General features: G+C 57.7%; 10 protein-coding genes, 3 pseudogenes and 1 other annotated feature. Of the genes and pseudogenes, 10 read left to right on the forward strand and 3 right to left on the reverse strand.

Translation table 11 applies throughout. From position 1 onward, the window contains the following. Positions 1-11: 11 nt before the first annotated feature. Positions 12-2,513 (reverse strand): TonB-dependent receptor plug domain-containing protein, encoded by a 2,502-nt coding sequence (locus tag AC4ANE_RS12815; protein WP_460408962.1) that lies wholly within the window; start codon positions 2,511-2,513, stop codon positions 12-14. Positions 2,514-2,907: 394 nt separating this feature from the next. On the opposite strand from AC4ANE_RS12815, the gene AC4ANE_RS12820 reads away from it, so the two are divergent. From AC4ANE_RS12820 to AC4ANE_RS12835, 4 genes and pseudogenes are all read left to right on the forward strand, one after another. After that, positions 2,908-3,513, forward strand: a complete 606-nt coding sequence (locus AC4ANE_RS12820) for an SCO family protein (RefSeq protein ID WP_002553835.1) — start codon at positions 2,908-2,910, stop codon at positions 3,511-3,513. After that, positions 3,507-4,001, forward strand: a complete 495-nt coding sequence (locus AC4ANE_RS12825) for a copper chaperone PCu(A)C (RefSeq protein WP_031596194.1) — start codon at positions 3,507-3,509, stop codon at positions 3,999-4,001. Before AC4ANE_RS12820 ends, AC4ANE_RS12825 begins: the two co-directional genes overlap by 7 nt. Positions 4,002-4,079: 78 nt before the next feature. Then, a protein-coding gene (locus tag AC4ANE_RS12830) for an IS3 family transposase (RefSeq protein WP_095178871.1) occupies positions 4,080-5,455 on the forward strand; the annotation gives its coding sequence in 2 pieces (ribosomal slippage) (positions 4,080-4,551 and positions 4,551-5,455; 1,377 coding nt in all). A 292-nt stretch (positions 5,456-5,747) separates the two neighbouring features. Beyond that, positions 5,748-6,266: pseudogene (locus AC4ANE_RS12835) on the forward strand (energy transducer TonB); the annotation flags it as partial. 29 nt (positions 6,267-6,295) lie between these two features. On the opposite strand, the gene AC4ANE_RS12840 reads toward AC4ANE_RS12835, so the two are convergent. Next, positions 6,296-7,518, reverse strand: a protein-coding gene (locus tag AC4ANE_RS12840) for an IS3-like element IS51 family transposase (RefSeq protein WP_095178853.1) whose coding sequence is annotated in 2 segments (ribosomal slippage) — positions 6,296-7,233 and positions 7,233-7,518 — 1,224 coding nt in all. Because the reading frame shifts where the segments join, the coding sequence is not laid out codon by codon here. Then, positions 7,124-7,240: a sequence feature (AL1L pseudoknot), on the reverse strand. (Overlaps the previous gene by 117 nt.) A gap of 51 nt (positions 7,519-7,569) precedes the next feature. Here AC4ANE_RS12840 and AC4ANE_RS12845 point away from each other — a divergent pair. From AC4ANE_RS12845 to AC4ANE_RS12860, 4 genes and pseudogenes are all read left to right on the forward strand, one after another. Beyond that, positions 7,570-7,893, forward strand: a pseudogene (locus AC4ANE_RS12845) (energy transducer TonB); the annotation flags it as partial. A 117-nt stretch (positions 7,894-8,010) separates the two neighbouring features. Continuing rightward, positions 8,011-8,739 (forward strand): MotA/TolQ/ExbB proton channel family protein, encoded by a 729-nt coding sequence (locus tag AC4ANE_RS12850; RefSeq protein WP_002553832.1) that lies wholly within the window; start codon positions 8,011-8,013, stop codon positions 8,737-8,739. Position 8,740: 1 nt separating this feature from the next. Next, the gene (locus tag AC4ANE_RS12855) at positions 8,741-9,142 is read left to right on the forward strand and encodes an ExbD/TolR family protein (RefSeq protein ID WP_002553831.1); all 402 of its coding nucleotides are present in this window, start codon (positions 8,741-8,743) and stop codon (positions 9,140-9,142) included. A 279-nt stretch (positions 9,143-9,421) separates the two neighbouring features. Further along, positions 9,422-11,824: pseudogene (locus tag AC4ANE_RS12860) on the forward strand (TonB-dependent receptor plug domain-containing protein). A gap of 452 nt (positions 11,825-12,276) precedes the next feature. On the opposite strand, the gene AC4ANE_RS12865 reads toward AC4ANE_RS12860, so the two are convergent. Beyond that, positions 12,277-13,314, reverse strand: coding sequence for an ABC transporter substrate-binding protein (locus tag AC4ANE_RS12865; RefSeq protein ID WP_002553829.1), 1,038 nt, complete (start codon positions 13,312-13,314; stop codon positions 12,277-12,279). Positions 13,315-13,547: 233 nt separating this feature from the next. Here AC4ANE_RS12865 and AC4ANE_RS12870 point away from each other — a divergent pair, with 233 nt between their 5' ends. Continuing rightward, entirely contained in the window at positions 13,548-14,363 is an 816-nt protein-coding gene (locus tag AC4ANE_RS12870; protein WP_002553828.1) for a class II aldolase/adducin family protein, read from the forward strand. Between the two features lie 70 nt (positions 14,364-14,433). Further along, positions 14,434-15,342 carry a glutaminase B gene (gene glsB, locus AC4ANE_RS12875; protein WP_002553827.1) on the forward strand — a complete coding sequence of 303 codons (909 nt, stop codon included), beginning with the start codon at positions 14,434-14,436 and terminating at the stop codon, positions 15,340-15,342. The last annotated feature ends 63 nt before the right edge of the window (positions 15,343-15,405 follow it).

Genomic DNA, 15,405 nt, shown 5'->3' on the forward strand with positions numbered 1-15,405 from the left:
CTTTGCAGACGTCAGAAATCATAGGCAATCTTGCTGTACCAGAAGCCACCGCCCGGATAGAACGGTGAGTTGCCGTACAGGTTGAGTCCAACGGCGGAAGGAATTGCGTGCTTGTCCGGGCGCACATCGAAGATATTGGTGCCGCCGACGCTGAGGGTGATGTTGTCGTAGAGGGTGTAGGACACATCCAGGTCGGTGATCCACTTGGCCCCGAAGCTGCGATCCCCGCTCTCCAGCTGCTGGAGAGTCTTGACCTTGCCGTAACGGGTGGTTTGCAGATTCACGCCCAGGTCGCCCAGCGTCCATTTGCCGCCCAGTACCCATTTGGTTTTCGGTTGAGCATCGGTCAGGTCGCCTTCGCGGGCCCGGCCGACCCAGGTCAGGCTGCCGCCAGGGTTGCTGCCCAGGCCCTGCAAGGCTGCCGGTGCGTCCTTGACGTCGGTGATAATGGTCTTGTTGTAGTTGAACCCGGCGCTCCAGCGCACGTTGCCCCATGCACCGTACTGGCTGGAATGGTCGAGGACGATGTCCAGGCCGCGGGTGCGGGTGTCAAACGCGTTGGCGTAATACGAAGTCCAGGTGCTGGTGTCCACACCTTGAGCCGCCAGGATGGGCGCCAGCGCTGGGCCGTACAGGCTTTCGGTACGGGCGATGCGGTCGTCGATCTCGATCCAGTAGGCGTCTGCGGTCAGGCTGGTGCGCGGTGCCGGTTGCCAGGTCACGCCGAACCCCAGATTGCGCGATTTTTCCGGGTCCAGGGTGGTCGCACCGAGCGCCTGGGCCAGCGCCGAGTTGACCGGCGCGATGCGCGTCACGGCGGGCACTATGGTGCCATCCGGCGCAGCACCGACCCGGTTGTCCGAGATGCTGTAGCCGACCTGGGTCAGCGAGGGCGCACGAAAGCCCGTGCCGACGGTACCGCGTACGGCGAAGGTGTCGGTAAATTCGTAACGCGAGTTGAGCTTGGCACTGACCGTGTTGCCCGAGTCATCGTCGAAATGCTCTGCACGCAGCGCCAGGTCGACAAACAAAGGTTCTATCGGGGTGATACCGAAATCGACGTAAGCTGCGTAGTTGTTGCGTTGCAGGCTGGTGGCATCCTGCGGCGAGATGACCGCTGCGGCCTGGGCGGCAATCGACGCCAGCTGCCCTGCCAGCGGGTTGGCCTGACCATTGGGCAGAGTAGCCGGAAAGCGATAGCCGCCCACCTGATAGGCCTGTGCGTCGCCGGAAAACGTCCGGAACCGTTCCCAGCGATGCTCAAGCCCTGCGGATACTTGCAGCGGCACGCCAAACAGCCCGTCGAACGCACGGGTGATGTCGACGTTGTTGACCCATTGCTCGAATCGGTAAGTCGCCAGGTCGTCGAACGACGTCGGCGAGGCCGGTCCCAGCGACGGGTTGATGGTCAGATCGCTGTACTGATGGTTGTTGTTGCGCCCGTATGTAGTGCTCAGGTCCCAGTTCCAGCCCAGCGCTTCACCCTTGGCGCCAATCAGGTACTGATAGTCGGTGTCGTCCAGATTGTTAAGCGGGTAGTAACCGTCGGCAAACAGTTCGGGAATGTTGGCGTTGCTGTTGGGATAGCGGAAGTAATTGTTGATGATGGCGTCACGCTGCCCATAGGTGCCGTAGGAATACAGTGTGATGATCTGATCATCCAGCGGCAGTTCGGCGTTGTAGGCCAGGTTGAACGCCTTGATCTGCGGGTCGCCATTCTTCACGCCGACCCGATCCCACGTCGCCTCTCGAGGGTCGCCAGGAAAGTAGGCGTTATTGGTGGCTTTTTCGTTCCAGCTGGCATCGCCACGCTTGCGTGCGTCGGCCGAAAGATGCAGAAAGCCGCCGTCACCCAGTTCGAAGCCGGTGTCCCCTTCGAATTTGGTCACTTCGCCTTCACCGCTGTACAGCTTGCCGTACGTCACCCCCAGATGGCCACCCTCGGCGCTGGATTTGAGAATCACGTTGATCACCCCGGCAATCGCATCCGAGCCGTATTGCGCAGCGGCACTGTCCTTGAGCACCTCGATGCGCTCCACCGCGCTGATCGGGATCATGTCGATGTCCACCGAGTTCGCGCCGCTGCTGTCGGTCGAGCCATTGGCGGGCAGGGCGCTGTTATGGCGGCGTTTGCCATTGACCAGCACCAGCGTGTAGGCCGGTGCAAGGCTGCGGTTGGACAACGGGCGGATGGTCGAGTTATAGCCTGCGACGTTGGTGCCATAGTTGAACGAAGGCAGCAGTTTGGCGATGGCTTCGGTCAGGTCGGCGCGACCGGTTTTCAGTAACTGATCGCTGGTTACGATATCAATCGGGGCCGGGCTTTCAGTCACGGTGCGCTGTGTACCGCGAACCCCGGTGGAAATCACCGTGACCTTCTCCAGCCGGGCCTCACGGTCGAGGGTTTCATCGGCGGCCTGAGCGGGGTTCATCAGGCCAAGGCCGACAAGCGCTATGCTTTTGATCAGCGGGTTGCGCAGGGCGTGGCGGGGAGCGTGAGCGGGTAAGGCCATGACGGAGTGATCCTTGGGCAATGCTGAGAAAGTTCTGGGCACCTCCACAAGGCAAGGGTCGGTTTGCTGGCGAATATAGGGTTATGAAAAGAGCCTGTGAAAGGCCTTTTGGTTATATGTTAATTATAAAAATATTGAATTATTTCTATTTATTATATGTTTTGTATGCATTTAAAGCGTTGCGCACGGGGGGTCGGTAACAGTACTTGAGGGTGGTAAAGCTGCCTGTGCTGTTTTGTCGCACGACGTATTGCAGCCCATGAGGCCGACGTTTGCGCGCCTGCTCATGGTTTGAAACAGGATTGGCGGTATTCCCTGTTGCCTTGGGGTGGTAAATTCGCGGCCTTTGAATGTGTCAGAACCCACGCGCCTAACCCTCCAGGGGACGCAAGACATGACGTACCAACCGACCCGCCGCGAGGTGGTCACAGGCCTCTCGTTGCTGAGCCTTGGCCTGCTGACTGGCTGCGGCAATTCCAATGCCTTGCCGTTCAAGCACGGCAAAGACATGAGCAACGAGATAGTTGGCCGCAACTTCCGACTCAAGGATGCACAAGGCAACGTCAAGACCCTGTCGAGTTTTCGTGGCCTGATGCCGATGATCTTCTTCGGCTTCACCCAATGCCCGGCCATTTGCCCGACGGCACTGGCGCGAGCTGCACAGATCAGAAAGCTGATGGGCGAAGAGGGCAAGACCCTCCAGGTAGTGTTCATTACCCTCGACCCGGAGCGTGATACGCCCGAGGTGATCGACGCCTACGTGAAGGCTTTCGATCCGACCTTCGTCGCCCTGTCCGGTACGCTTGAAGAAACGGCCGCAGCGGCAAAGGAGTTCGGCGTATTCTTCGAAAAGGTCCCGCTGGGCGACACCTATACGATCTCGCATACCGCCACCAGTTATGTCTACGACACCCGCGGCGTGCTGCGCCTGGGCTTGTCGCACAGGCTGTCCGCCCAACAATGCACTGAAGATCTGCTCACTTTGATGGAAGTATGCTGATGACCGTTCTTATTCGTAACGTCGCAAAGCCTCTGTTGCTGACCCTTTCGCTGCTGGGCCTGAGCGCTCAGGCGCTGGCCGAAACCAAAGTCGATGACGCCTGGGTGCGTGCCACTGTGCCGGGCCAGTCCGCCACTGGTGCGTTCATGCGCATCACTTCGGACACGGACAGCAAGCTGGTCGATGTTGCTTCACCTGTTGCGAAAACCGTGCAGATCCATGAGATGAGCATGAAAGGCGACGTGATGAGCATGCAGCGCGTCAACTCGGTTGACCTGCCAGCCGGCAAACCGGTGATGCTCGATTCCGACGGCTACCACGTGATGTTCATGGGCCTTGCAGCGCAGGTCAAAGAGGGTGATCAGGTGCCTCTGACCCTGACCGTGGAAGACGCCAAGGGCGTGAAAGAGTCGATTCAAGTCACCGCAATTGCGAAGTCACTGACCAGCGACGAGCACAGCGGGCATGGTGATCACAGCGGTCATTGAGCCTGATCTACCTGACGACTATCGTTCCTCACGCTCTGGTATGACCCCCGAAGGTTGGACGCAACCTTTGGAGGCGTCATGGGTAAATATACAGTGCAGGCAAAACTCGCAGCCGTGAAAGAATATTGTGCCGGCAAGGCAGGGTTGAGGGATGTTGCGCATCGCCACGATGTGGACTTTTCCTGTCTTCGTCAGTGGGTCGCGGCTTATCAGATCCACGGCCCAGCGGCTCTTAAAGAGAAAAAGCGGCAGCGTTACAGTGACGAGTTCAAGCTAGCTGTTTTGAAGCGCATGCATGATGAGCGATTATCACTGCGCCAGACAGCGGCCTTGTTCGATATCCGTCAGTTCGGCATCATCAATCTATGGCAGCGCCTTTTTGACGAAGGTGCGCTTAACGCCTCCTCAAAGCCCCCTGAGAAAGCTGGACGCCCAAGAAAGATGACGACGACCCTTCCCCCTGTGAATTCCGCTCCAGTCGACGATGAATCGCGTTCGCGTGACGAGTTGCTTGCCGAGGTGAAGCAACTGCGGATGGAGGTCGATTATCTAAAAAAGCTCGATGCCTTGGTTCAGAAGAAGCAACGAATAGCGCAGCAGAAAAAGCGCAAATCGTAATAGAACTGAGGCCTTTGCATTCTCTGGACGGCCTGCTGAAGTTTGCCGGTCTGGCACGCAGCACTTTTTACTATCAACAAAAGGTACTGCTGGCAGACGACAAATACGCAGGGCTGAAGGACCTGATTCAGGCAACGTTCTACGAGCATAAGGGCCGGTATGGCTATCGTCGCATCACGGCAGTCTTGCGCAGGGCGGGCCATCTTGTGAACCACAAGACGGTGCAGAAACTAATGGGGCAGCTAGGCCTGAAGAGCCTGATACGCGTGAAGAAATACCGTTTCTACAAAGGCGAAACAGGTAAGGCCGCGCCTAACCTGCTAAAGCGTGATTTCAAAGCGCAATACCTTAACCAGAAATGGGCCACCGACGTGACCGAATTCAAAGTAGGAGGCCAGAAACTCTATCTGTCGCCGATCATGGATTTGTACAACGGCGAAATCATTTCCTATGCGATTGCCAGGCGCCCGCTGTACTCCATGGTCGACGAAATGCTTGACGGAGCATTCACGCGGCTTGGACCGGATGAAAAGCCGATTTTGCATTCTGACCAGGGCTGGCAATATCGGATGCCTATTTACCAGCGACTGCTCCATGAGAATTCGATCACAGCCAGCATGTCGCGCAAGGGTAACTGCTATGACAACGCGGCTATAGAGAGCTTTTTTAGCACGCTGAAATCCGAATTTTTCTACCTGAACAAATTTAACGATCTGGATGAGCTTCAAGCGGGTATCGAAGAGTACATTGAGTATTACAATCACTCACGCATAAAACTGAAGCTTAACGGCCTGAGTCCTGTGGAATTCAGGATGCAGGCCGCCAAGGCAGCGTAAGTGGATAATTGTCCAACCTTCGGGGGGCATACCACTCCAGCGTGGGAATGCCTCTTGTGACGCTCCGCGTCACAACTCTGCGTCGCAAGATAGTTGAGGTTATCGTTCCTCACGCTCTCGCATCACGGTCTGCGCTGGTTCATATATTCATTTAAAGTCTAACCGACGAACCAAATATTCTTTTCAGGAACAAGCCTCTTTCAGCGATGATTGCCTTGCCACATCAACTTTGGAAAGGTGACTGATACCAACAGAACCTGGATTTTTATCATGAAAATGCAGGAGTGTATCAATGGGCAATGTCCAGACCGCAGCCAGCGCACATGATGTGCCCTGGCGCCAGACGCCGAGTGGCGACCTGGTCGATCTGGGGCGTCCTTTCCGTGCGCCTCTGGCGTTATCGCGGTTGCAAAGCACCCCCAAACCCATACTTGGACGACGCGAAGCCATTCTGCTGGGTGCACTGGCGCTGGTATTTCATGGCGCGGTCATCTACTGGTTGAGCCAGAACCCGACACCCGCATTGCCGGTCGTGCCGCCGGAAATTCCGCCGATGACCATCGAGTTCTCTCAGCCCGCGCCGCCGGTTGCGGAGACGCCGCCGCCACCGCCCGAGCCTGTCGTGCAGCCTGTGGTCGAGCCGCCGCCCCCGGTCGAAGATGAACTGGCCGTCAAGCCGCCACCGCCCAAACCGATTCCAAAACCCAAGCCGCAGCCGCCCAAGCCGGTGGTCAAACCGGTCGTCAAGCCAGTGGCAAAACCGGTCGAGCAACCAGCTCCACCGGTGTCCGCGCCACCTGTTGAACCGCCCCGGGTTTCTCGGAGACCCTTTTGTTTGAGTCATGCCACCTGGGCAGACTCGGTGAGTTGCTGATAATAGATTGCTTCTGCTTCGACCGGTGGAATATGACCGATTGGCTCCAGCAGGCGGCGGTGATTGAACCAGTCCACCCATTTCAGGGTTTCCAGCTCCACCGCCCCCCGTGTGGGCCAAGAGCGTCGATGAATCACTTCAGCCTTGTAAAGACCATTGATGGTCTCAGCCAAAGCATTGTCGTAAGAGTCACCGACACTCCCGACCGATGGCTCAATACCGGCTTCGACAAGACGCTCGGTATAGCGAATGGACACGTACTGCACGCCACGGTCACTGTGGTGAATGAGTCCACCCTGCTTGACTGGGCGACGGGCGTAAAGGGCTTGCTCCAGTGCATCGAGTACAAAATCGGTACGCGCTGAACTGGACACCTTCCAACCGACGATGAATCGGGCAAAGACATCAATGATGAAGGCCACGTAAACAAAACCCTGCCAGGTACTGACGTAGGTAAAGTCCGATACCCATAGGGCGTTCGGGCACTCAGCCACAAACTGACGGTTGACATGATCCTGCGGGCACGGCCTGGCTTGGTCGCTGACCGTCGTCTTGACGGGCTTGCCGCGTACCACGCCTTGCAGGCCCAGCTCTCCCATCAGACGTTGCACCGTACAGCGGGCGACTTGCAGTCCGTCACGCAGCAATTGTCGCCAGACCTTGCGCACGCCATATACCTGGAAGTGCTCATCCCAGACTCGCTGGATGTGCTCACCCAGTTCCTGGTCACGCTGCGCACGCGCTGACTGCTGGCTGGGGTCAGCCTGCTGAGCAGCGTACCGGTAGTACGTCGACGGGGCGATTGGCAACACCTTGCAAATCGGCTCGACCCCGTAAGACTGGCGGTTTTCATCAATAAACGTCTTCATCGTTTGAATGGGCGGTCGAGCTCCGCCTGGGCAAAATAGGCTGAGGCCTTACGCAAGATCTCGTTAGCTTGACGCAACTGACGGTTCTCACGCTCCAAGAGCTTGACTCGCTCACGTTCGACTGTGCTCAGCCCATCACGCTGGCCGCTGTTGCGCTCAGATTGGCGAACCCACAGCCGTAATGTCTCGGGCGTGCAGCCGATCTTGGGGGCAATGGCACTGATGGTGGCCCACTGCGACTCGTACTCAGGAAGGTGTTCGAAAACCATCCTGATGGCCCGCTCACGGACCTCTGGGGAATACTTCGGTAGTTTTTTCATCGCTCCATCCTCTCAAAGGTTGGAGTCTCCGAGAAACCCGGGGCGGTTCATGTCGCTGCACCTGTCGCTCCCGCACCGCCCGCGCCAAAACCGGTAACTCCGGCTTCTGCCAGCGCTGGCTATCTGCGCAACCCGGCACCGGAATACCCGTCGCTGGCAATGCGCCGTGGCTGGGAAGGCACCGTGCTGTTGCGCGTCCATGTATTGGCCAGCGGCAAGCCCGGCGAGATTCAGATACAGAAAAGCAGCGGCCGCGATCAATTGGATGACGCAGCGCTGGCAGCGGTGAAGCGCTGGAGTTTCGTGCCCGCCAAACAAGGCGACGTCGCCCAGGACGGCTGGGTCAGTGTGCCGATTGATTTCAAGATCAAATAACGTTTCAAGTTCCAATAAACACGACATTCGATTGACCCGGCGAGCTACCTGAACCAAAGGCGCATCGCGATACACCCAATGCCTTGTTCAGACTTCGTTCATAAAGAGAGCTGCGCCATGAACCTACTTGCTTCGCCTTTTGAATCCATCGAACACGCGGTCATCTGGCTGCTGGTCATTTTTTCCGTCGCCACCTGGGGCCTGGCCCTGCTCAAAGGTGTGCAGTTCTCGCGCCTGAAGTCCCAGGACCGCAAGTTCCACAAGCAATTCTGGGCTGCATCGAGCCTGGATTCGGCCGCGCAACTGGCCCAGGAACAGCCCGGCGCTGCTGCTCGTGTTGCGCTGGCCGGTTACGCCGCCATTCAGGTGCCGGACGGCGCGCAGGCTAACGACCTCAGTCAGTCCATCAACCATCAGGACCGCCTTGAACGTGCCCTGCGTCAGCAGATCGTTCGGGAGCGCCGCTCGCTGGAGACCGGTCTGGCGATTCTCGCCAGTATTGGCAGCACCTCGCCGTTTATCGGCCTGTTCGGTACGGTCTGGGGCATTATGTCGGCGCTCAAGGGTATCAGTGCTGCCGGTTCGGCAAGCCTCGAAACCGTTGCCGGTCCTATCGGTGCAGCGCTGGTGGCAACCGGTGTCGGCATCGCCGTCGCCGTGCCTGCGGTACTGGTTTACAACTACTTCCTGCGGCGCCTGAAACTAACCGCTGCCGACCTGGATGACTTTGCCCACGACTTCTATAGCCTGGCGCAGAAGAGTGCATTTCGCGTGCTGCTGCATCCGGTCCTTAAGTCTGGCGCTACAGGCGGGCAGGCCGGACAGAAAGTGAAGGAGGCGTCCTGAGATGGCTTTCTCCACACAAGATACCGATGAAGTGCTGAGCGAGATCAACGTTACGCCGCTGGTGGACGTGATGCTGGTGCTGCTGGTGGTGTTCATCGTGACCGCGCCGCTGCTGACCAACTCGATTCCGATCAACCTGCCCAAGACCGAATCGGTTGCGCCGGTGGAACAGAAAGACCCGCTAGTGGTGAGTATCGACGGGCAGGGCAAGCTGTTCATCAATAAGGATGAAATTCAACCAGATCTGTTGGAAACCAGCCTCAAGGCGGCCAAGGACAAGGCCCCTGACGTGCGCGTGCAGTTGCAGGCGGACAATGGCGTGAATTACGGCGAAGTGGCACGAGCCATGGCTTCCATCGAACGCGCAGGCATTACCAAACTGTCGGTGATCACCGCAAAGTAAGCAATTCTTCGTCCATCAGCTTCATCAGTTTTGGGCCGCATCCTCAGGCAGGTGCGGCCTTTTTTTGTCCGCGTTTCAGGCATTTTTCAGTCTGGACACAAATGTAGATGATTATTCTTTATTGATATTTAAATATTTAAATCAATGTCATTAAGCTATAAAGCATCGGACTTCCGGAACACCAATCAGACACTCTAATGATCGCTACCGTCCGCCGCACGGATCGCTCGTTGTAACCAGAACAGAGTTTCTGGATCAAGGATTTCAAGGGGTAGTGGTATGGGGAATTTCAAACGCAGTGTATTGGCCACGGCGATTTTTTCAGCCAATTTGCTGAGCGTCGCATGCATCAGTGCAAGTGCTCATGCTGCACAGGCAACAGATGAGCAAAACAGCCAGGGCGCATCCACCCTTAGCACGGTAATCGTTACCGGCACTCGGGCGCAGGAGCGCACCGCCAGTGCTTCGCTGTCGCCCATCGATGTGATTTCCGGCGACAGCCTGCGCAGTTCCGGCTCCAGCGAATTGGGCACGGTGCTGGCGCGCTTGATCCCTTCGATAAACTTTCCGCGGCCCAGCCTGGTGGACGGTGCCGAGCTGACCCGACCGGCGCAATTGCGCGGGCTGTCGCCGGATCAGGTGCTGGTGCTGGTCAATGGCAAGCGTCGCCACACATCGGCCTTCGTCAACCTGGGTGGGGCGGTGGGACGCGGTTCGGCACCTGCCGACCTGAACGCCATTCCACTGTCTGCCATTGACCACATCGAAGTGCTGCGCGATGGTGCTTCAGCGCGATACGGTTCCGATGCGATTGCCGGGGTGATCAACATCATCCTCAAAAGCGCCGATCATGGCGGCTCGATTTCCAGCAAATACGGTCAGTACAAGAAGGGCGACGGGATTCAGCGTCAGGTGTCCGGCAACACCGGTTTCGCGCTGGGCGACAACGGCACGTTGAACCTGTCGGGTGAAGGCTCCAACAACGACTACACCAACCGTGCCGGTGATGATTTTCGTACTTCCAGCATAGGTTCCACTACTTACGGTCAGCAGGTGTTCCGTCAGGGTGAGCCGCAAACCCACGAGGGCAAGCTGCAATACAACGCCGAGTACAGTTTCAATGATGCGGCGGAGTTCTACAGCTTCGGTGGCTACAGCAAGCGCCGTGGTGAAACGGCCGCGTTTTATCGGCCGAGCAACGCCTCCAACAACATCGCTGCGATTTACCCCAACGGTTATCTGCCACTGATTAACGGCACGCTGGAAGACACCTCGCTGGTAGCGGGATTACGCGGCGAGCTGGCGGATGACTGGCACTACGACGTGTCTGCCAACTACGGGAAAAACACCTATGAACTGCGCACCAAAACCATCAATACGTCACTTGGCCTGAACACGCCGCGCTCGTTCGATAACGGCACGCTGACCAACGATCAGAAGCAACTTGGCTTCGATCTGTCGCGGGAGTTCAGCGCGGCATGGCTGCCTCACCCGGTGTCGGTCTCGTTCGGCGCCGAATACCTGCACCAGGGTTATCAGATCGAAGCGGGGCAGGCCGAGTCGTATTTTCAGACCGGCAGTTCCGGGCTGGGCGGCTTCCGCGCCGCCGATGCAGGCAGCTACTCGCGACACAACTTCGCCCAATATCTGGATGTGGAAACCAACCTGACCGAGAAGCTCGGTGTGTCGGCTGCCGTTCGCCACGAGGACTACAGCGATTTTGGCTCCAACGTCAGCGGCTCGCTCTCGGCGCGTTATGACTTCACCCCGCAGGTGGCTTTGCGAGGCAGCGTATCGACAGGCTTCCGCGCCCCTTCACTGGCGTAGCAGAATTTCACCTTTACCTCGTCACAACTGATTGGCAACACTATCCAGGAAGCGGGTACGTTTCCGGCCGGCAGTAACGTTGCGCAACTGTTAGGCGCCGAAGACCTCAAGCCCGAAAAGTCGCGCAACTACAGCCTGAGCCTGGTGCTCCAGCCACTGGACAGCCTGACCGTGACGGCCGACGTCTACCGCATTGATATTCAGGATCGTATCTCGCTGTCCTCTAACCTGGTGCTCAACAACACGGCCATCAACTACCTGCGCAGCAATGGCGTGGGTGATATCAACTACACCAGCGCGCGCTATTTCACCAACGCCACAGACACCAGCACCGATGGTGTCGATCTGGTTGCCAATTACCGCTACCAGTTCGATAACGGCGTCCGTTGGAACAGCACAGTGGGCTACAACTACAACCACACTAAAGTCACCGACGTGAAAGCCAACCCGGCGATTCTCGATCAGTTAGGGGTGAATCTGGTTCGGGTGGATCGCAGGGAGCGCATCGGTCTGCTGGGTGACACCACTCCGCAGCACAAACTGACGCTGGGCAATGATCTGACGTTCGGTAACTGGGCACTGCATTCCAACCTGGTTCGCTATGGCGAGTTCACCAGCTACCAGGCCGACAAGGTCAAAGATCAGACCTTCAGCGCGGCGTGGCTGCTGGACCTCGCAGTAGACTACACACTCAAGAACTGGGTCTTCACCCTGGGCGGCGACAACATCACCGACAAATACCCCGAGAAACTCAACGACTTCTCGTCCAGTGGCGGCAACCTGGCTTACAGCACGTTCTCGCCTTACGGGTATAGCGGGGCGTTTTACTACGGCAAGGTGACGTACAACTGGTAATTTGACTTGCCGCTGATTGTCGTCCCAATGCTTCGCGTTGGCATACAGCTCGTGACGCTTCGCGTCATATCTGTGCTGCAACACAACGGCATGTCTTGCCCGTAGTCACTGCACATAAATGAAAGCGATTTTTTGTCGCGACGGCACTGACGACGCAGAGTGCGACGTTAGTGACGGCTGAGTCCTGACGCTGATCCGGGGGATGCGAGGCAGGACGCTGAGCAAGCCGCACCGGGCCAAGGATGGCCCGTTGCGGCGGCCCCCGGATCAGTGACAGGGCGAAGGAACCCGACGAAGTCGGGCCGGAAACAGGAGCGAGGACTTTGCTCACTTTGGTCCCTCAAAGTGAGGCGCCGAGGGGCGAAAAGGGGACTTGAGTCTTATCTGAATCTATCTGACCTCGCAGAACCTGTGTGACGCAGAGCGTCACAAAAATGCTCTGCGTTTCACTCTCAACTGCCCTGCAACGGGGTGGCATCCTGAAAGAAGTAATCCTTCCAAGACGCCGGCTTGTTCTTGATCGCGCCGACACGGTACAAAAACTCGGCCAGCGGGTAGGTGTTCTTCGGCGTGATGGTGAATTGAAACTCCGGCTGATCAATGATCTTCAACAGTTCGGCACGGTCGATCTTCGCCTTGGTGACGCGCAGGTAGATGTCGGCGGCAGCACCAATGTCTTTGCTGACAAAAGCTTCTGCCTCGGCCAGCGCTTCAATGAAGGCCTTGTAGGTTTTCGGGTTTTCGTTGCGAAATTTCTCGGTGGCGAACAGTACCGTGGGAGAGTTAGGCCCCAGCAGGTCATAAGTGTTGAGCACTACATGCACGTTGGGGTTTTTCAGTTCCTGATCCTGATAAGGCGGGTTGGAAAAGTGCCCGGTCAATTCGGTGCCACCCGCGATCAGGCTGGCGGCGGCGTCCGGGTGCGGCAGGCTCAGGGTGTACTTGTCCAGGCGTGCGTATTCCTTATCACCCCAGAGTTTCGCGGCGGCGAATTGCAGGTAGCGTGACTGCACTGAAACACTGACTGCCGGCACCGCGATGCGGTCCTTATCGGTGAAGTCGGCGATGGTTTTGACGTTGGGATTATTGCTCACCAGGAAATAGGGGAAGTTGCCCAGCGATGCGACCGCCTTGACGTTCTGCCTGTCCTTGGTGCGGTCCCAGATGGTCAGCAACGGGCCAACCCCGGCACCGGCAACATCGACGGAGCCCGACAGCAGCGCATCGTTGACCGCCGAACCTCCGGACAGTTGGGTCCAGTCCACCTTGATCTCCAGGCCGTCTTCCTTGCCGTGTTTCTCGATCAATTGTTGATCGCGCACCACGTTGAGCAGCAGGTAGACGATGCCGAACTGCTCGGCGATGCGAATTTCGCCTTCAGCCTGTGCGCTGGCGGGCGCAATCAGCGTTCCGGTCAGTAGCGCGGCACCAAGCCCGATGGCCGCTGCCAGACGGCTGAAACAGGGTAGAAAGGGGGCAGGTTTTGACATGCATGGCTCCAAAACGGAAACGGAATTTTATGGAGCATATCGCTATATAAAAATTTATTTAAATAACCTTAACGAATATGAATAGACCGCCTGATACGCTTGGGAAGCCTGTACACCAGTCGTTCTTAATATTCTTATTTTCTATAATTAGCTTAGAAGTAAATGTGATTTTTAATTGATTTGTAATGCGCCTAGTCTGGCTGGCCAGTCAGCAGTCACCAAGGAGCAACATTATGAGCAACGTCAGCGCTTTGCCACTCCAGCCAGGTACTACGCCGTCGGGTGGCGGCAGTGTGCGTGACAGGGTTTCGCCGCAGGAATGGGAAGTCCGGGTCAAGTTGGCGGCGGCCTATCGGCTGGCCGCGCTCAAGCGCTGGACCGACCATATCTATACACACTTCTCGGCGCGGGTACCGGGGCCGGACGAGCACTTTCTGATCAACGCGTTTGGCCTGTTGTTCGATGAAATCACCGCATCCAATCTGGTCAAGGTCGACATCGACGGCACGATTGTCGATGACCCGACAGGGCTGGGTATCAACTACGCCGGTTACGTGATTCACAGTGCCATTCACGCTGCGCGCCATGACCTGCAAGCGGTGCTGCACACCCACACCCGTGACGGTATCGCAGTGTCGGCGCAAAAGGACGGGCTGCTGCCGATTTCCCAGCACTCCATTGCCTTCTCCGGGCGCGTGGCCTATCACGGTTACGAAGGCATTGCGCTGGACCTGAGCGAGCGTGAACGACTGGTCGCGGATCTGGGTGACAAGAGCGTGATGATCCTGCGCAATCACGGCTTGCTCACCGGCGGGGTGAGTGTAGAGCACGCATTCCAGCAGCTGCATGCCCTCGAGTACGCCTGCAACATCCAGATTGCAGCGCAGTCTGCCGGCAACGCAGAGCTGGTGTTTCCGCCCCGGGAGGTCATCGCCAAAGTGGAAGAGCAGGCCAAGGCAATCAAGGACGGTAATGGTCCGGGTGTCGCCCGACACTGGAATGCGCTGATCCGCGAGCTGGAGCGTAGCGGCACCGATTACCGGGACTGAGCCTGCCACACAGTGATGCGAGGCGCCTGGGGTTGGTGTAGTGTGCGCAGCCAAAACAAGGGGCGCACACATGCAAGACCTGCTGAACGAAATCCTCGATGAAGTAAGACCCTTGCTTGGTCAGGGCAAGGTGGCCGATTACATTCCGGCGCTGGGCGGGGTGCGCCCTGATCAACTGGGCATTGCGGTGTACGGCAACGACGGCCAGGTGTTCAGCGCCGGTGATGCCGAAACGCAGTTTTCGATACAGAGTATTTCCAAGGTGTTCAGCCTGGTGCAGGCCATCGGGCACTCCGGTGAGGACATCTGGCAGCGCCTGGGGCACGAGCCCTCCGGCCAGCCGTTCAACTCGCTGGTGCAGCTGGAATTCGAACGGGGCAGGCCGCGCAACCCCTTCATCAACGCCGGCGCGCTGGTGATCTGCGACATCAATCAGGCACGGTTTGCGGCGCCGTCGCTGTCAATGCGTGACTTCGTTCGACGCCTGTGCGGCAACCGGGCGATCACCTCCGATTCCAAAGTTGCGGAATCCGAATACCAGCACCGTTCGCGCAACGCCGCAGCGGCCTATCTGATGAAGTCTTTCGACAATTTTCATGGCGATGTGGAAGACGTGCTGCGCAGCTATTTCCACCATTGTGCGCTGAGCATGAATTGCATTGATCTGGCCAAGGCGTTCGGTTTTCTGGCCAATCAGGGCTTCTGCACTCACAGTGGCGAGCAGATACTCACCGCACGCCAGGCCACTCAGGTCAATTCGATCATGGCCACCAGCGGTCTTTACGACGAAGCCGGTAACTTCGCCTATCGTGTCGGCCTGCCGGGCAAGAGCGGAGTAGGGGGTGGTATCGTTGCGATTGTGCCGGAGCGCGCTTCGGTCTGTGTGTGGTCTCCGGAGTTGAACGCGGCGGGCAATTCCCTTGTCGGTATGGCTGCGCTGGAAAAACTCAGCGCGAGGATCGACTGGTCGGTGTTTTAAAGCCTTCTGAAGTGAACGGTGCGGTAAAGCGCGAACCTGGCAGGAGTCATGGATTGAATCGAA

This window comes from Pseudomonas sp. Pme6b, assembly GCF_058129925.1.